Origin of the sequence: Nitrosomonas sp. (assembly GCF_019752095.1) — a bacterium.
Lineage (GTDB): Bacteria > Pseudomonadota > Gammaproteobacteria > Burkholderiales > Nitrosomonadaceae > Nitrosomonas.
In genome coordinates, this window is sequence record NZ_JAIEMO010000032.1 from 13,925 (window position 1) to 33,131 (window position 19,207).

The following is a 19,207-nucleotide window of genomic DNA, read 5'->3' on the forward strand; positions in this document are numbered from 1 at the left end:
ATGACTTATCTGTTCAATAATCCAGAAAATTTTGCAGACGAGCTGATTGAGGGGTATGTTGCGGCACACCGCAATCTAGTACACCCAGTTGAGGGTGGCGTAATCCGTAAGCATAAGGTTAAACTAGGCCAAGTCGTACTTGTTATTGGTGGCGGTTCTGGACATTACCCTGCCTTTGGTGGGTTTGTTGGCTCGGGATTGGCACACGGCGCAGCCATGGGAAACGTCTTTGCAGCGCCATCGGCACAACAGATTTGTAATGTGGCGCAGGCTGTGGATGCGGGTGGCGGTATTTTATTTTGCTACGGCAATTATGCTGGCGATGTACTCAATTTCAATCAAGCGCAGGAACGGCTTTGCGCGATGGGCATTGACGTCCGGACAGTCGTTGTGACCGATGACATTGCTTCTGCACCTTTGACTGAAAAACATAAACGCCGCGGTATTGCCGGCACTTTACCCGTTTTCAAAGCTGCCGCTGTTGCCGCAGATTCTGGGAAATCGCTCGATGATGTTTTTCGCATCGCAACTGATGCCAATGATCGCGTGCGAACACTTGGCGTGGCATTTTCTGGTTGCACTCTGCCTGGTGCCAATAAACCACTGTTCGAAGTTGCAAATGGAAAGATGGAGGTTGGCATGGGAATTCATGGTGAACCTGGCCTCTATCGCATTGATGCACCAACTGCTGATGGCTTGGCAGACATATTGGTCAACAAATTACTCGCCGAAATTCCTTCGACCATCGTCAACCCTGATGGCGCACGTATCGGCGTAATACTGAACGGCCTTGGTGCTGTGAAATATGAAGAATTATTTGTCGTCTATCGCCGGATTGATCGACTGCTACTCGAGCGCGGGTTGATCATCATCGAACCCATAGTGGATGAATTATTCACAAGTTTTGACATGGCAGGCATCTCACTCACGTTATTCTGGATGAACGAAGAGCTTGAGCAAACCTGGGTTGCTGCGGCAGACACGCCTGCATTTCATACTGGCAACATCGCTCGTTCCAATGAAGACACGCCTGCATCCAGTCGAATTAAAGACAAGTACACATTAAAAATGGGTTCTGTGGACTCACAATCCGCTGCAGTAATAGTTTTTGCGGCGCTTAAGGCCGCTTGCAAAGTGATTAACAAAAAAAGCGAGGAACTTGGGAGGTTGGATGCTATTGCTGGAGATGGCGATCACGGCATAGGTATGCAACGTGGAATAACCGCAGCAGTTGTAGCAGCACAAGAAGCGCTTGATGCCAAATACGGTGTTGGGACATTACTTACAGTGGCTGGCGATGCCTGGTCGGATCGAGCTGGTGGTACATCTGGGGCCTTATGGGGCGTTATCCTCCGCAATCTAGGCAATGCTCTGGGTGATGAAGCCGCACCTCAAGCATCAACAATTGCTGTCGGCATTGCTTCAGCACTTCACGATGTAACCAATCTCGGAAAAGCACAGTTGGGCGATAAGACGCTTGTTGATGTTCTTCTTCCATTCTCAGCGGCACTTGCTACGGCGGCATCACAAGGGCTTTCGATTGCCGGTTCTTGGGCCGTTGCAACCGATATTGCAAATGAAGCAGCTCAATCCACCAAGAATCTTCTACCTAAAATTGGTCGCGCTCGTCCTCATGCGGAACAAAGCCTCGGCACACCCGATCCGGGCGCTATTTCGATGGCTCTGATCATTTGCGCGATTGGAAAAACAATTAGCCGTTTCTGAAAGCATACAAGTATCCGATAAAAAACAATAATGCTATTTCCAGGAAAGCGGTGGCTATAGCAATAGCTGTAGTTGGTATCGAAATTGATAAGACCTCTGCACAACTTCCCCCACTATCCAATAAGCCACTAAAATATCGTCATGTAAAAGATGATCGGTGTCAGAAATACAGATAAGCTTAGGATCAATAGAACTGTCACAACGAATTTAAGCATACCTCAACGTAGTGATCACGGTGATCGTCTACAAGTGGAATCATACATTGTGATCGCCCTTTTTCATCGGTAACTAAGTTATTGATCGCGATACCGTCTAACGTTACATGGATCTCATGACCTAGCTTCTCATCGTTGCATTTGACGGTGATGTGGTAGAAAGTCTCGCGAAAGCGATAGTGGATAATGTACCCGCTCCAATGAGTCGGGATACACGGTGTTATATGCAGTTGGTCCATTTCCAGCTGTAGACCCAGAATCGTTTCCACGGTTAGTCGGTACATCCAACCCGCTGCCCCGGTGTACCAGGTCCAACCACCTTGGCCAATGTGTGGTACTACGCCATATATATCCGCACACATAACGTATGGCTCAACTTTGTAGCGCTCGACTTCCGTTGCTGTTCGACCGTGATTGATAGGATTGAGCATGGTAAACAATTCCCAGGTACGCTTCCGATCACCTAGCATGGCAAAAGCCATTGTGGACCATATCGCAGCATGGGTATATTGGCCGCCGTTCTCACGGATGCCTGGCACGTAACCTTTGATATATCCGGGTTCAAGTTTTGATTTATCGAAGGGTGGATCGAACAGTTGGATCAATTGCGTATCGCGCCGTATCAAGTATTTGTCTACCGCAGCCATCGCTTGGCTCGCGCGTGCAGGATCTCCACCACCAGAAATGACTGACCAGCTCTGACTGATCGAATCAATTTTACACTCATCATTACTGGACGATCCCAAGGGTGTACCGTCATCGAAATAGGCCCGCCGATACCATTTGCCATCCCAGGCATGGGCTTCGATATGCTCGCACAGCAATGCAGCCTGTTGCTCACAAATATCGGCAAAAGCTTCGTCTCCCCGGCTCTGCGCCAAGTCGGCAAACATTTTAAGATTCGCATACAAAAACCATGCAAGCCAAACGCTCTCGCCCTTACCGTCACGACCGACAAGATTCATACCATCGTTCCAATCGCCACACCCCATCAACGGCAAATGATGGTCGCCAAAACGCAAACCATGTTTTATGGCACGTACGCAATGTTCATAGAGACTTCCTGCTTCTGGGGAGCGCTGCGGCTGGTCGAAATAAGCTTCCTCTTCCGAATATAGTTCGCGCCCTTCCAGAAAGTGAATCGATTCGTCCAGTACGTCGATATCGCCAGTCGCAAGCACATAGCGGCAGGTAGCATATGGCAGCCACAGATAGTCATCGGAGAAATGAGTGCGCACGCCTTGTCCGTTAGGTGGATGCCACCAGTGCTGCACATCACCTTGAAGAAATTGCCGTTCGGCGCAGCGGATTAATTGCTCACGAGCCAACCCCGGTGTCGCATGAATCAGTGCCATGGTGTCCTGTAATTGATCACGAAAACCGTAAGCACCGCCTGATTGATAATATCCGCTACGGCCCCAGAATCGGCAAGATAGCGTTTGATAGATAAGCCAACCATTGGTTAATATATTCAAAGCGGGGTCTGGTGTTTCCACATACACCGCGCCCAATGTGTGGTTCCAATACCCCCATACCGCTTCCAATGCTTGCCGAGCACCTGAATGTCCTCCGTATTTCTGAATAAAGTGCTGCGCTTCATCGGCGCTATGAGCTGCGCCGAATATAAATACAATTTCGCGATCTTGTCCTTCAGCCAGTTCGATTTGGGTCTGAATCGCTGCACACGGATCAAAACCCGCTCCAGTCTTTCCTGACAAGCGCTTGCGACGCATCGACGCTGGGTTGGACAGCGAGCCATTGCGACCAATGAACTCGGTACGATTCCCTGTTACTGAGCGCTCTTGTTCGCTCACTTTTACAAAGACGACTCGTTTGGCGTATTCGCGGCCATAGGCATTGCGAGCAAACAGTGCTCCACTGTGTGGATCCACCTCAGTCACTATGTGCATCAGATTAGTGTGTCGCCATTCACCGAGTACCAATTCCCAGTAGCCGGTCAACGACAATCGCCTTGTGTGCTTGGAATGGTTGTGCAGCTTGATCATAACGAATTTCACGGGTGCGTCCATGGCGACATAGGTATGCAGTTCCGAAGAAATACCGGCTTGGTAATGTTCGAACACGCTGTACCCAAACCCATGGCGACACACATATCCGGATTGACCGCCGGTTGGCAATGGTGTTGGTGACCAGAAAATTCCTGTATCTTCATCACGGATGTAGAACATCTCGCCACTACTATCACTCAATGGATCATTGTGCCAAGTAGTCAATCGGAATTCGTGCGCATTTTCCACCCAGGTATATGCACTACCACACTCACTGACAACCGTTCCGATGTAAGGACTGGCGATCACATTGACCCACGGTGCAGGCGTATTTTTGCCTGGTTCTAGAGTAATGACATACTCGCGCCCATCGGGCGTAAATCCTCCCAGGCCGTTGTAGAAAATCCGCTCACGCGTTGCTAATGGACTGACTAGTTCAGACACCGGCAGCAACAACCGGGGTTCCAGGAGATCAGAAGCACGTTCAGACAATATGCGACGTTCCAATGGCTCAATCAATGTTTCGGCCGTATCACTAAACACGATGCGGGCGACCGTTTGAAGCAAGACCCTTTCATCCTCAGAGAGTTCTTCGACACGCCGCACAAAGACACCTCCTGGCTTGTCGATTATTTGCGCGTCAGCTCCTGCATTTATCAATCCTATAATCTGATCGTGCAAATCTGCCCGGTAGCCTGAAAAATCCTCATTCACAATCACCAGATCAGCAGCCAAACCCTTCATTCGCCAATAGGCATGGGCTTGTATCGTTTGTTTTATCAGATCGATACGATTAAGATTGCCGATTCGTATCAGTATGATTGGCAAATCACCCGAAATGGCAAAGCGCCAAAGCCCGGATTGACCCAATTGGTTGCGCACAATGATACTGGGTGCAGCGCGTCGAAAAGCGTTACTGTAAATGACGGAACTGGCAAGACGACCATAGATTTGAGCATCGGCTTCGGTGATGTTGAGATGGCGCAGCACTTCCTGGCTCTGAAACCACGCCATTTCAAAGGCACGTTCCACAAAGTGTCGATCACAATAATTCTCCAACAATCCCAAAGCCGCTTCGCGCGTGCTCGCGACACCGGAGATGATTTGCACCGTGGCTGATACATCTGGCAATAATGTGATAGTGCGACGGATTGCCACGATCGGATCGAGCACCGAACCATCCGTGTTCGACAAAGTTGACATATGATTTCCGGCATCCAATACCACAGGATTAGCCGGTGTTCGCCCCCGTCCGATGAATTGAGCGCGGTCCGTTTCATAGGATGGTTCATCAATCACTGCACCTGGCGCCGCTAACAGATGAAACATCCATGGTATCTGCTCTTCCGGCGTGCGGCGACGTCGTGTGCAGAGTATCGCCTGCCGGTCGCGAATAATTTCCGTTTGCACGAACAAATTACTGAAACTACGATGGGCCAAATCGGAATTCAACGGTGCCAACACCACTTCTGCATAACTGGTTACTTCAATATGACGGATACGGGAAGACTGGTTAGTGAGTGTGACACGGCGAATCTCGACATTGTCTTCGGCTGAAACGCTGATCTCAGTGTGCGTTTCGATCGACTGATCACGGCGACGGTATTCCGCGCGTGCTTGCACGAAAATCGCCTCATAGTGATCAGCCTTGCGCAGAGTAGGCTGATATGCGGTGGACCAATAATATCTGGAATCACGGTCACGCAAGTAAATAAAGGTGCCCCAACCATCAGAGGTGGCATCCTCTCGCCAACGAGTGACAGCAAGATCACGCCAGCGGCTGTAACCGCCACCGGCATGAGTAGCCATCACGTGGTAATGTCCGTTGGATAGCAAATGCACCTCCGGTATTAGTGTGTTCGGATCGGTGAATACACGCATGATCTCGCCAGCTTCTGCGACTGCCGGACGCGCAGCGGCACTGACTTCCGCCGCGTGCGGATGCAATGTTGCTCCTTTTTTCGGTATGCGCTCCTGCAGCAGCAATTTCGTCGCCTGAATTAACGGATCAGACATAAAACGACGCTGCATAGGTTGGTTAAGCAATATATGCCCAAAGGCCAGCAGGCTCATCCCCTGATGATGCGCCATGAAGGTACGCACAATAACGTTGGTCTTGCCGCGCGGTACACGTGATGGTGTGTAATCGACTGCTTCATAGAATCCATATGCACCGAGCAAACCGTTGTCGACCAGTGTTTGCAAATTTTGACATGCTTCGTGCGGCATCACCGTCAGTGCCAGTGCGCTAGCGTAGGGTGCGATGACCAGATCGTCTCCCAATCCGCGTTTGAAACCGAGTCCTGGCACTCCGAATGCCCGGTATTGGTAGATTTGGTTTATATCGGTGGCGTTATAACAGGATTCAGAAATACCCCAAGGTACATCGCGTTGTCGACCATATTCGACTTGACGCAACACCGCAGCTTTGCAAGTTTGCTCCAATAAGGTGTTTTCGTAACTTGGCATGATCAAGCTCGGCATGAGATATTCGAACATCGAACCGCTCCACGAAATCAGACTTACGTCTCCACCATGGCTGGTCAATAGCCGGCCAAGTGCAAACCAATGCTTTTGTGGAATTTGTTCCTGTGCAATGAGCAGGAAACTTGCCAGACGCGCTTCAGATGCCAGCAAATCGTAGCATGACTGATCGCGGCGTCGCTCGCTCACGTCATAACCGATAGCCAGTAAATCACGTGCCGCATCGTAGAGGAAATCAAAATCCATTATTGCAAATTGGCGACAACGATCCACCAGAGCACCAATTGTTTTAATTCGCTCCTGCGCACGTCTAATTGACACTCTCATTTCCGTACCTGCAGATGCTAATTCAGCAAGTGTTGGAATATTTTTTAATTGTTGCGGTTCGGGCACCAAATACCTAAGATCCTCTTGAAATGCGCTTGTTTGCTCAACAAATGCCTGCGCCCAATAATACAGTTCGCCGTCGATATCGATATCTGTGGGCAGACAAGCAATCATCTCCTTGCCAATACGCTGCATCTCATTCAATAAACTAGCGGTGATCACCAGCGTTTGTTCAGATTCATCCAAAGTGAGTCTGTGTAGATCGTCTTCAATGACATTGATCTTCTTTGCCATATCCGTAACAAGTAATTTGGGAACGTGTTCGGAGAGTACTCGTAAAGTATCCAGCAACCCCTGAAATGTATTGGCTGACAGAATCGGTTGATCTTTTAACTCGGCTAATCCAGCTTGTAAGGTGAGCAAACTACCGGCAAGGTTTCCACTGTCCACTGAAGAAACATACTGCGGATGAAGCGGCTTCAGTGTTCGCGTGTCGTACCAGTTGTAAAAATGACCAAGGTAGCGCTCCAGCTTTTCCATCGTGTCCAGTGTGTTTTGAACTCGACGCAAAAACTCACCAGCGGAGATATAACCAAAATCATAGGCGGCCAGATCAGCCAGCAAAGACATACCGATATTCGTGGGTGATGTGCGAGTAGCAATGGTCTGAGCCGGGTATTCCTGAAAATTGTCGGGTGGCAACCAATTATCCTGTGAGGTAACAAACTGCGCGAAGAAACGCCATGTTCGTCGAGCCGATTTATGCAGAAACACACGTTGATTCATCGTCAGTTGAGGTAGCGGAGATACCAGTGATTTGCTGATCCACCATCCGACAACAGGCGACAAGAACCATGCTAACAATATAGGCGTACAAAACAGCAATCCCGATGATTGTTCACTTCCTAATAGCAGGACCAGCAACACTGCAAAAGCAGGCCCGATCCACATTTCCTTCACAAAATCGGCCAGTGTATGACATGCATTACGGCGTTTATAAGATGGTAGATGCCACAGCATCAGGCTACGTCGCGTAAATAACATGCGAAGACCCGAATACATAATGGCACTTAGGCTAATTAGCGCGTCATAGGGCAATAAAATCAACGTCAGTAACGACAGTGCAATGGGGCGACTGACTGACTTGCTGGTCAGACTAGAGTGCACCAGCCAATCACGATCTACCGGTTTACGGATTAATTCGATCACGCTTCCCATTAAGACGGGCAAGAACAACACGCTAACGATCAACAGAACCCAGAACCAAGTTGGTCCTGGGCCGAATATCCATCCACCTGCCAATAATGCCAGTAGTGACGGTGGCACAAGGCTACGTCGAAGGTTGTCGAATATTTTCCATATTAACAATGCGTTGAGCGGATTTGGCTGTCGCTCAGCTTTAGGCCTATTGGAGTTGGGCGGTCCGGGAACGCGCGGAAGCAACCAACTCGCAAGCTGCCAGTCACCGCGTATCCAGCGGTGTCGTCGACTAGCCTCGATGGCGTAACTGGCTGGATGCTCTTCAATGAGATCGACATCGGTCACCAGTGCACAACGCGCATATCCACTTTCCAGCAAATCGTGGCTAAGAATAAGATTCTCGGGAAAACGTCCATCAACAGCCTGACGAAAGGCATCTATATCGTAAATACCCTTACCGATGAATGATCCTTCACCGAAAATATCCTGGTAGACATCGGATATTTCTCGTGAATAGGGATCAATACCCGATTCGCCCGCAAATAATTTTGTAAATCGCGTTTGACCTGCACTGGTTAGACTGATTGAAACGCGAGGCTGCAGGATTGCATAGCCTTCGACGATGCGTCGTTGATCAGCGTCATATACCGGCCGATTGAGCGGATGGGCCATATTACCGATCAAAGTACGCGCCGCCTCGCGGGGGAGTTGCGTGTCGGTATCGAGGGTAATCACATATTGGATAGACGGGAGAATCGACATCTCTCCGACAATATCCGAGAACATCGTTTTTTCCCCACCGCGCAGCAAGGCATTGAATTGTTCTAGTTTGCCGCGCTTGCGCTCATACCCCATCCACACCTGTTCATGTGGATTCCAAACACGTGGTCGGTGAAACAAATAGAAAATACATGACCGACCACCCTGATAGGTAGTGTTAAGCATCTGGACTGCAGCACGCGTATAAGCCAATAAAGCATCATCCTCTGGTTGCGTGCATTGCGTAGCATCATGGAAATCCGTCAGTAGAGCAAAGAACAGATTGGGATCACGATTACCAAGATAACGGATCTCCAGTGCTGCAAGCAGATCATCAACTTGCTGCGGTTTACTCAATAAAGTGGGAACCACGACCATGGTGCGGTGAGCTGCTGGAATTCCCTGAGAGAAATCCAATCTCGGCATGGTACGCGGGGGCAGAAACAGCGTAACTAGTAGATTTATCAATGGAACTGCCAGCGCCGAAGCACCTATTATCCCAGTAATCGCAAAAAACCAGAAGCGCCAATCCCCCGGCCCAAGTTCGTCGAATGAGAAAAGCACGACCGATGCCGCATATGCGGTAAGCAGCAGGATCGGGCCAAGATAAAGTATCAGATTGATATGTTGACTGACACGACGAACTCTTAATCTCCACGATAATTGGAAACCGACTGTACTTTCCAATATTGGCCGACCCTGATCAATCAGATAATATCCGACATGCGCTGCGCGGTTATGGATACCCCATTGTTCAGCCGCAGCCTGTGCTAAAGCAATGACTTCACGAGCCACTGCCAATTCACTATACGAACTATTTCTCGCCACATCCTCAATCACATGCCGATAGCGATCACGAGTGACAAAATCTTGCAAAGCATGCATTCCCGCCGGATCTTCCCGCAAGGTTTCTTCGACTACACTCAGCGATTCGACAAAATTCCTCCAGTCCATGGTGTCGATAAAACGCAAACTCCCGATACTGTTGGCAATGGAAATCTGATTGGCGGCACCAGTTCGACCAGATGCTTCTGACAATTGTGCTGCCGTTATTCCTTGCTCCAATAGTTTATGCTCGACCCAGGTTTGAACGAATGCCATTGCTGTCCCTTGAGCCTGCAGCCGGGCATAAAATTCCTCCACAAAAGGTGCAGTTAGAGGTATGTCGGCATTGGCAAACTCTGCCAGCAGCTGGATAAGTTGTTTCGGTTCCTTTTCAGCAGCCGCAAGCATCCGATCTGCCCAGTTGATGGCTGCATTTAGCTCTTCGCGTCGACGAGCGATACGTAATGCAGCACGGCGAATATTTTCTAGTAGCGCCAATTGCAACATGATCGGAAATGCCCATAACTCACCTAGCTTTAGCGGCTCAACAGTCTGGTAGGCGGCAACAAACTGGGTAACGTTTTCCTTGTCGATGCGGCCATCCATGTGGGAGATGAGTTGAAGTGCTAAGTCATAAACGCGAGGGAAACCAGCTGATGAGCCATTCGCCAATCGCGCCAATTGGCGACTGTATCCGCGGGGCAAATGCCGACGCGCTTGATTGATCTGCTGTTCGATGAGATAAAAATTATCCAGCAACCAAGCCTCTGCTGGAATGATTCTTTGTCCCGGTTCAACTGCGGCAGTCACAACGTCATAAGCTGCTATAAGCACGCGTTCATTATCCGCGAGCCGTGGTAGCAACCGGTCCGGTCCGGGACGTGGGTCGATCTTATACTGCCCGGCCAGCATCGCCCCTTGACGTTTCAATTGCTCGATACTGAACAACTCGGAACGAAGTAATTCCGTATCATGAGCGTTACGAAGTACATTCGACGTTTGTGCTGAGAATCCGAACTTCTTGATGTTGATAACATTCTCCTTGTTCAAATTCATGTTAGTCAACGTGACGCCGGCTTCATAACCTCTGATTGCAGAAATTAGCTTTAAATCGGCCCGACTACTCCAAAGACTTGTCTGTTTGAGTCATGCTGCATCAGTAGACTCCTCCTGCTGGGAATAATACGCCCTTTCAAATTCCATCGGCGGAATATTTCCTACAGCTTCCAGTAACTGACAAATATTGAGCCAGTTATCGAAGATATTTGGCTGAAAATGGGATCGATGTACCTCATGAATCGATTTGTCTGTGACACATCAAATTTGGCCCAAGATATGATAGAAAATTGAGCCACTAACAGCAGAGATATGGGAATACGTTCTTCCTTGATGAGATATTCGTGATAACTGGAAATAAACCAAGGGCTTGATGGTAAACCAAGACGGTAGAGTGGACTATGTTTTGCTGCAGTCAAGTCGAGATGACAAAGCGGTCAAACGTTTCTTAAACAATTTCTCAAAAAAATACCGAAATGAACCGAGAAAAATTCTCACTGATAAGTTGAGAAATGACGATGTTGCCACAGAAAATTTACCCCGGACTTTTTTACACCAACAAACGATAACTCCAACGTTGGGCACTTCATGACAGTCAGCTTAACCGTACTCACATAGCTTCAAAACGCGTTTTGTATTGACGGAATCGCGTTTGTTCAAACGCAAATATTTTTGTTCAATTGCCCCCGTTGAGAATTTTTATATTCTCCCACCATAATTTACTTGATTACAAACACGGGGGCACGATCCATATCAGATTTAACCTGAACTATCATTCCTTACTGCTTGACGATGATTAAGGTTATTTGTTTCCATCTTGGCGATCTGATATATGCCTTGCGGGCTACCTATCGCATTACCAGCAGTCGGTGTTACAACTGCCGCCAAGATGAACGTGATTGTGTAAAGTATAGTAATTGCATAAACAATAAATAACTGAGGTGCTTTTATTAACTCTTTGGTTTCCATTGGTTTTACTCCTTTTATTGGTGATCTTTGCAAAAAGCACAAATGCCCGGCTAACTTGCAGAAATAACCTCATTAATAATACGCTCTTTATGGTTGACAATAAAATACTCGCCGAATAACCAACAGCACATCACCTTAAGTGATTAAGAGCGAGCTAATTAAGGTTCGATACATATTAGTTATTTAATTACAATAACAACCCTAATTTCTTCGTGGATGTATTTAAATATCTCGCCTTGAAACGGATAATACGGAGAGTTAACAGCTGAGAGAAGTACCAAAAAATGAAACATTTTGTTTCCATATTAGATACAATAATATGATGCAAGATCTCAATCTTCTCGTAATTTTTGCTCGAGTTGCCGAAGCAGGAAGTTTTTCGGAAGCAGCACGTCGCATGGACATCTCTCGTGCAGCGGTGAGTAAAGCCGTTGCAAAACTTGAGAAAGATCTCAGCACTCGATTATTTCTCCGAAGCACTCGGCATCTTAGTTTGACTGAAACAGGCACCGCACTTTCAGAGTATGCAACCCGTATCATGGAGGAAGCTGAGCACGCCGAACGAGCAGTCAATAGCCTCCATGCTGAACCACGTGGAACGTTGAAGGTAAGTGTATCGAGCTCTTTCGGAACGCGCCATGTCGCTCCGGCACTCCCTTGTTTTCTTGCGCGTTATCCCAAGATCAAAATTGATTTGACTATTACCGATCATCCAGGTGATTTGATTGAAGAAGGATATGATGTACAAATTCGCGTAACAAGCGAGCCTGATCATAATCTAGTGGCACGCAAGATCGCACCTGTACGTCGCATATTGTGCGCAACCCCTCAATACTTCCAGCAGTGGGGCGTGCCAAAAACACCAGAAGATTTAGAGAAATATAATTGTCTTGATTGCGCACTCTCAGCCGAGCAAGGCTACTGGCGCTTCAACGGACCCGAGGGCAAAATCAAGGTGCCAATATCAGGAACCTTACGTATTAATGATAATGACGCGCTTGCACAGGCAGCTCTTCATGGATTAGGAATTGCTTTGCTACCCACTTATACAATTGGCCTGGAATTACAAAAGGGGCGACTCCAAACGGTGCTGCCGGAATATCTATCGGTAGAGCGTCATATTTATGCCTGCTATCTCCCTAGCAGGCATTTGCCCATAAAGATACGCGCTTTTATTAATTTCCTGTCAGAATACGTTGGAGATATACCTTACTGGGATAAGTCTTTAAAATAGGCCAGCTGCTGCCCAACCAACTCCATTTTTGACAGCACATGTCAGTTAAATTATGAATATAAAAAACTCAATCGAGATCAAGCTTCTATTATTGCAACCACAATTTCTAGAAGTGATCAATGAAAGTCACAAGCACAATGTGCCAAAAGGATCCGAATCTCATTTCAAGGTGACGATCGTTTCTGATGAATTTAATGGAAAAATGCTTCTAGCTCGCCATCGAATGGTCAGCAGCATTCTGGCTGATGAGCTTCATTCTATTCATGCGCTTGCTATGCATACTATGACCATAGCAGAGTGGGCTGAAAAAAGAGGGAAGTTAAACGAATCCCCTCCGTGCCTTGGTGGTTCAAAAATCGAATAACCTTGCAATAACATTTTTTCTTACAGAAGTTAATCGATTCAGTAACTCAAGCTTCTAGCCTAGCTCGAAAAAACATCTAAAGTTAATTGTTGACCGCTTTCTGAGACACACACAACCATTTGAGATAATGCACCAATAATTCATTCTGTAACCGCTATTTTGACCAAATAACATAGGAATACATTTACATTTCCGCTCGAAATGAGGATTAAAAATCTGCTGACTTTTCAAATTTAAGCATATTTCTCTTCCCGTGTCTGGAATCTCGCTTTTGCGCTTGCTCTACTTTGCTAGAATCAAAAAGATTCATTATCGGTTTCTGAGATGTGGCAATGATGACGCAGACTTCAAACTCATGAAGTCTGGAAAATTAATATAACAACAATTCCACACCTGACAGGTAAAATGATAGAAAAAATCCAATTTACCTTGTCAATTGAAATGATCAATTCTGAAACGTGAATACTTTAATCCTTAACTCGAAGTAAGAAGCTTTACATGATGAAAAATATTGCTTTGCGTGTAGAGACCAAATTGCTTGGAGCCATCATTTCTTGCTAAAAGAACGCTAATCCAATATTGTCTAGAGGTTTTTTTTGTTATCGCAGTAAAACTTTTGAGGTTGTAAAAATGTCCTACAGTGTGTATATTTATATTAAAAAATAATTATAACTTGTTGTATAATATATACTTACACCAATATCAAGCGCTAGTTTTGATGCCAATAAACTACACAGAGATTAGGGTTTATCAATAAACTCGTAACAAAAGCTTCATTTAACAAAGTCAATAAATAATAAATAAGCAATTAAAGCTTGAGGGAACAAACATGTTAGTCAATATAAACAAAATTCAAATTAATTTCATTCGACGAATTGCCGTGGTCACTACATTTTTCTTGGCAATTGCCACCACTGGCATGAATACGCACGCACACACGCCTCATGATATGGTGCTTGCATTTGCTGCATCACCAGACTATGCCAACGACAAAACGATGTTTCTAGTAACCGATGGTGCATACACCGGCTGGCGTTACGATGAAATTCTGCGTTCAACTGATGGGGGACTTAACTGGATCAATATTCCAAACGGAATGAATCATGCCTTCGAATATAGCGTTCTTCGCGTTTCACCAAAATTTAGTACCGATCAAACCGTATTTGCTGGGCTCAAAGGTAAAGGCGGCATTTATCGATCAATCAATCGCGGCGACTCTTGGGAACCCTATAATACAGGACTCGCCGCTTCAAATTTGATTGTAAGAAAAATGGAAGTTGCTGAATCCAGCTCGGGTTATGTCCTTTTTTTCGCTGATGCCAACGGAGCCCTTTTCCGCCGAGCCAACACCAATACAAATTGGGTTCAAGTTCTCGATAAAACTAATAAAGTGACTGTCATTGCGATTTCACCGGACTACGCTACCGATAATACTTTGGTGGTTGCAAGCGATACGGGTTACTTACGAAAATCCACCAACGGAGGTAATGACTGGACCGAATTAGGGAATCCGACGGGAACCATCATCTACGATATGGCCATCGCACCAGGAAGCGCTGCGGAAATGTTCCTGGCCACTCCTAGCTTTGGGATTTTTTATAGTAGCGACGGTGGAAACACCTTTATCAACAAAGGGAACAATTTACCTAACGAAGCGATCAATAATATAGCGATTTCACCAAACTACGCAATTGATCGCACAGTGTATTGCACCAGCTTGAGGCAATCGGCATTTAAATCCACGGATAATGGCAATAACTGGACACTGTTTAATTCAGGGGCCAAGGTCACCCAACAAACTGGATTACTCAATGAAATGACTGATTTGCAAATATCCCGGACATATGCAACAGATAAAACCGTTTTTTTACCGGTATTCGACGGACTATTTATCTCGAAAAACAGTGGCACTACCTGGCAGCAAAGACAAACGCGCATGGGCCTGATGACGGGGCTTGCGTTATCTACTAGTTTTAACAGTGATCAAGATATGATTGCCACAACGTATGTCGGCAGGGGAATAGCCATTTCTGCTAATGGCGGCACAACTTGGTCTACCAGTGGCTGGCCCAACCCATCGGGACGGAAGATGAACTTCTTCGATTCGCAGGTAGTCAGTAATTCTAACGGTAGTCAAACTGTGGTATCCGCAACCAATAGCTACGTAGGAAGTTCTTTAGATTTCGGAGCGAGCTGGACAGTCAAGTTTGTGCCTCGATTTCCTGCCATAAACCCAGACCTTGTTACTTTCACCAGTCTAGCCGCATCGCCTAACTTTACTAATGACAAAGAGATTTATCTTGGATCGAGATTTCATGGCGTACTGCACACAAAAGATGCTGGAAAAACTTGGCAGCTGCAGCGTGGCGTACCACTGACTAATCCAGTTACAAACATAGCAGTGTCGCCTAATTATGCGAATGACCGCACTACATTTGTTGCCACACGCTCAGGTCAGGTATGGCGCACTCAGAATGGCGGAGATACTTTCTTGCGAGTAGGCACTAGCTCGATCGTATCTACCGGATCGGTTGGACAAAGGTATACGTGGGTTGCAGTATCTCCGCAATTCGCGACTGATAATCTTGTTCTTGTTGGCACAAATAATGGCATTTACCGTTCAGCCGATGGTGGCACCACCTGGACAAAAGAAATCCACGCTTCAGTTGGATCTAATGCTGTTGTTCAACAAGTAGAATTTTCGCCAAACTTTGGTACTGATCGAAAAGCCTTTGTTAATGTCCGTGGTAAAGGTCTATTTCGCGTGAATTTGAATGGAGGAGGAGCAGTAGTATCTTCACTGAACACGACTTTGTCGTTACTTACAAACGAAAATATTCAGTTTACTGAATTTCAGATATCACCCACTTATGCGGTGGATTCTACGATTGTAGGTGCTGCCAGAAAAAATATCTATAAATCAACCAATGGCGGATCAACTTGGGCAGTAGCAGGATTTCCCGATAACTAATCGTAATTGACAATTGCAAGGGTTCTAGACTAATAGAAAAAATGGGTTAGTCTAGAGTTCTTAGTCTTAGTGAATCTCTATGTATATACAGTAGAGTAAACCCAATTATTATCCGATAAGGTTGCTTTGTAGTGTCTCCGAAAAAGATAACTGCTGAATCCACGCGGTGATTTAAAAAGAAGATGACAATATTTTCCATCAAGTAGTGTCATAGCACAGATTACCAAAACCCTTAACTACACATTATCTTCATAATTGTATAGGTGGCGGTCTCCAAGTGATGTCAAGTGATAAAGCGCATCTCCAGTTTAATCTGGAGGTTTATCCAGTTACCACAGTAAAACTTCTGAGGTTGCACACAGGTCGTATAGTTTAGGGGTGAAATACAACACGACTAAATTGATGTGACCAATACGAATTGACACGCTGATTTGCTGTGTACTCAAAATTTCTGAGAACTGCTCTCATATCTGGAAAACTTACATCTTTTGGAAACACGCACTCTCGGAATATACAATGAAAATTAAAAATACCTATTTTGTTATTTGTAGCAATAGCTTCCGTAACAAATAAAGGCGCGCAACGTATTGTATTTTATTTAACAGCTCCTCCAAAAGATCCAGTTGTTGGGATATATGTACTAGAAAAAAAGTCACAATGACCTATTGGTATATAAAAGCATTTCCACTACCCTTAATCTTCATCTTGCGAGATCAATCAACTACGAAGACGAAGAGATTCAGGGTTTATCGATTAATTCGTAGCAAAGCTTCATTTGATGGAGTCAACAATCAATGAGCAACTAAAACTTGAAGGATTAAACAATGCTATTTAAATTAAACAAAATTCAAATCAATCTCACGCGGCGAATTACCGTGATTACCGCATTTTTCATGTCAATTGGCATCATCGGCATGAATGCGCATGCGCACACACCGCATGATATGGTATACGCATTTGCCGCATCACCTGATTATGCCAACGATAGTACGATGTTTCTAATAACCGATGGTGCATACACTGGCTGGCGTTACAATGAAATTCTGCGCTCAACTGACAAGGGGCTTAGCTGGACCGATATTCCGAATGGAATGGATCATCCCTTCGAATATAGCGTTCTTCGCGTCTCGCCGAAGTTTGCTAGCGATCAAACTGTTTTTGCGGGCCTCAAAGGCAAAGGCGGCATCTATCGATCAACAACCCGAGGTGACTTCTGGGAACCCTATAACACCGGCCTTGCTGCTTGGAACATGATTGTAAGGCAGATGGAGGTTGCTGAATCCAGCTCGGGTTATGTGCTTTTTTTCGCTGACGCCAATGGAGCCCTATTCCGCCGCGCCAACACCGATACAAATTGGGTTCAAGTACTTGATAAAACCAATAAAGTAACTATCATTGCAGTTTCACCGGACTATGCCACCGATAACACTTTGGTGATTGCAAGCAATACGGGTTACTTGAAAAAATCCACCAACGGAGGTAATGACTGGACCGAATTAGGGAATCCGACAGGATCGATCATCTACGATATGGCCATCGCACCAGGAAACGCCACAGAAATGTTTCTGGCCACCCCGAGTTTTGGAATTTTTTATAGTAGCGACGGAGGAAGTACATTTGTTAACAAAGGGACTAATCTCCCCAATGAAGCGATTAATAATATAGCGGTTTCACCGAACTACGCGATTGATCGCACGGTATTTTGTACCAGCTTAAAACAATCGGTATTTAAATCCACCGACAACGGTGATAATTGGACGCTATTTGATTCAAAAGCACAAATCACTAAACAAACATCATTACTCAATGAATTAACTGATTTACAAGTATCTCGGACATACGCAACGGATAAAACCGTTTTTTTACCGGTATTTGATGGATTATTTTTATCGCAAAACGGTGGCAACACATGGAAGCAAAGACAAAAAACACGAAGGGGTATATTGACTGGGCTTGCATTATCTTCAAGTTTCAACAGTGATCAAAAGATGATTGCCACAATGTATGTCGGAAGAAGCATAGCCATTTCTACTGATGGCGGCACAGAGTGGACTACCAGTGGTTGGCCAAATCCAAAAGAACGGAAGATGAATTTTTTCGATTCACAGATCGTGAAAAATCCTAACGGAACCCAAACAGTCATTTCTGCAACCGCTGGACGTGTAGGGAACTCCACCAATTTTGGGGATAGTTGGACCGTTAAATTTGTACCTCGATTTCCTGCCATAAATCCGGGTCTCGTCACTTTCACGACTCTAGCGGCATCGCCGAACTTTGCTAACGACAAGGAGATTTATCTCGGCTCGAGATTTCATGGCGTATTGCAAACAAAAGACGCCGGAAAAACCTGGCGCTTGCAACATGGTGTTCCACTGAATCATCCTACAACAAACGTAGCCATATCGCCTAATTATGCCAATGACCGCACTGCATTTGCCGCTACCCGCAGTGGACAAGTATGGCGTACTCAAGATGGCGGAGATACGTTCCTACGCGTAGGTACTAGTTCGATTAAATCAATCGGATGGGTTGGACAAAGATATACGTGGGTTGCGATATCTCCGCAATTCGCAACCGATAATCTTGTACTTGTTGGCACAAATAATGGTATTTACCGCTCAACTGATGGCGGCACTACCTGGACAAAAGAAATCCATACTTCAGTTGGAGCAAATGCCGTTGTTCAACAAGTGGAATTTTCGCCAAACTTTGGTGCTGATCGAGAAGCCTTTGTTAATGTCCGCGGTAAAGGTCTATTTCGCGTGAATCTGAATGGAGGAGGAGCAGTAACCGCCTCTCTGAACACAACTTCATCACTGCTTGAAAATGAAAATGTTCAATTTACTGAGTTCCAGATATCGCCCACTTACGCAGCGGATTCTACAATTCTAGGTGCAGCAAGAGAAAGTATCTATAAATCAACGGACAGTGGTTTAACTTGGGTAGCAGCAGGATTCCCAGATAATTAAGAAGTTGATGATAATAAGAAAATAATCCCTCCTAGTCTAGACTGGGAAGGATTATCAGTAACTGAATTCCTGCTGAAACAACACCTGTACAACAAGCTTT

At 45.9% G+C, this 19,207-nt stretch carries 8 protein-coding genes; 6 read left to right on the top strand and 2 right to left on the bottom strand.

Going from position 1 to position 19,207, the window contains the following annotated elements; all coding sequences use genetic code 11:
• Entirely contained in the window at nt 1-1,725 is a 1,725-nt protein-coding gene (locus K2Q13_RS09655; RefSeq protein ID WP_292920854.1) for a dihydroxyacetone kinase family protein, read from the top strand.
• A gap of 196 nt (nt 1,726-1,921) precedes the next feature.
• Here K2Q13_RS09655 and K2Q13_RS09660 read toward each other — a convergent pair whose 3' ends face one another.
• Nucleotides 1,922-10,600, bottom strand: a complete 8,679-nt coding sequence (locus tag K2Q13_RS09660; protein ID WP_292920855.1) for a glucoamylase family protein — start codon at nt 10,598-10,600, stop codon at nt 1,922-1,924.
• 373 nt (nt 10,601-10,973) lie between these two features.
• On the opposite strand from K2Q13_RS09660, the gene K2Q13_RS13320 reads away from it, so the two are divergent.
• Complete coding sequence (locus K2Q13_RS13320) at nt 10,974-11,192, top strand: DDE-type integrase/transposase/recombinase (protein WP_365725728.1); 219 nt, start codon at nt 10,974-10,976, stop codon at nt 11,190-11,192.
• Between the two features lie 167 nt (nt 11,193-11,359).
• On the opposite strand, the gene K2Q13_RS09665 is transcribed toward K2Q13_RS13320, so the two are convergent.
• Nucleotides 11,360-11,569, bottom strand: coding sequence for a hypothetical protein (locus K2Q13_RS09665; RefSeq protein WP_292920856.1), 210 nt, complete (start codon nt 11,567-11,569; stop codon nt 11,360-11,362).
• A 322-nt stretch (nt 11,570-11,891) separates the two neighbouring features.
• On the opposite strand from K2Q13_RS09665, the gene K2Q13_RS09670 reads away from it, so the two are divergent.
• The 4 genes from K2Q13_RS09670 (at nt 11,892) to K2Q13_RS09685 (ending at nt 19,107) form a co-directional block, all read left to right on the top strand.
• Nucleotides 11,892-12,803: a LysR family transcriptional regulator gene (locus K2Q13_RS09670; RefSeq protein WP_292920902.1), complete on the top strand. Its 912-nt coding sequence runs from the start codon at nt 11,892-11,894 to the stop codon at nt 12,801-12,803.
• 52 nt (nt 12,804-12,855) lie between these two features.
• Nucleotides 12,856-13,167: a BolA/IbaG family iron-sulfur metabolism protein gene (locus tag K2Q13_RS09675; RefSeq protein WP_292920857.1), complete on the top strand. Its 312-nt coding sequence runs from the start codon at nt 12,856-12,858 to the stop codon at nt 13,165-13,167.
• 829 nt (nt 13,168-13,996) lie between these two features.
• The gene (locus K2Q13_RS09680; RefSeq protein ID WP_292920858.1) at nt 13,997-16,138 is read left to right on the top strand and encodes a hypothetical protein; all 2,142 of its coding nucleotides are present in this window, start codon (nt 13,997-13,999) and stop codon (nt 16,136-16,138) included.
• 824 nt (nt 16,139-16,962) lie between these two features.
• The gene (locus K2Q13_RS09685) at nt 16,963-19,107 is read left to right on the top strand and encodes a hypothetical protein (RefSeq protein ID WP_292920859.1); all 2,145 of its coding nucleotides are present in this window, start codon (nt 16,963-16,965) and stop codon (nt 19,105-19,107) included.
• The last annotated feature ends 100 nt before the right edge of the window (nt 19,108-19,207 follow it).

Bases quoted from the DNA above. Each gene is read 5' to 3' on its own strand.
- K2Q13_RS09675 (WP_292920857.1), top strand. From the start codon at position 12,856: ATGAATATAAAAAACTCAATCGAGATCAAGCTTCTATTATTGCAACCA.
- K2Q13_RS09655 (WP_292920854.1), top strand. From the start codon at position 1: ATGACTTATCTGTTCAATAATCCAGAAAATTTTGCAGACGAGCTGATT.
- K2Q13_RS09665 (WP_292920856.1), bottom strand. From the start codon at position 11,569: ATGGAAACCAAAGAGTTAATAAAAGCACCTCAGTTATTTATTGTTTAT.
- K2Q13_RS09670 (WP_292920902.1), top strand. From the start codon at position 11,892: ATGCAAGATCTCAATCTTCTCGTAATTTTTGCTCGAGTTGCCGAAGCA.
- K2Q13_RS09660 (WP_292920855.1), bottom strand. From the start codon at position 10,600: ATGAATTTGAACAAGGAGAATGTTATCAACATCAAGAAGTTCGGATTC.
- K2Q13_RS09680 (WP_292920858.1), top strand. From the start codon at position 13,997: ATGTTAGTCAATATAAACAAAATTCAAATTAATTTCATTCGACGAATT.
- K2Q13_RS13320 (WP_365725728.1), top strand. From the start codon at position 10,974: ATGGTAAACCAAGACGGTAGAGTGGACTATGTTTTGCTGCAGTCAAGT.
- K2Q13_RS09685 (WP_292920859.1), top strand. From the start codon at position 16,963: ATGCTATTTAAATTAAACAAAATTCAAATCAATCTCACGCGGCGAATT.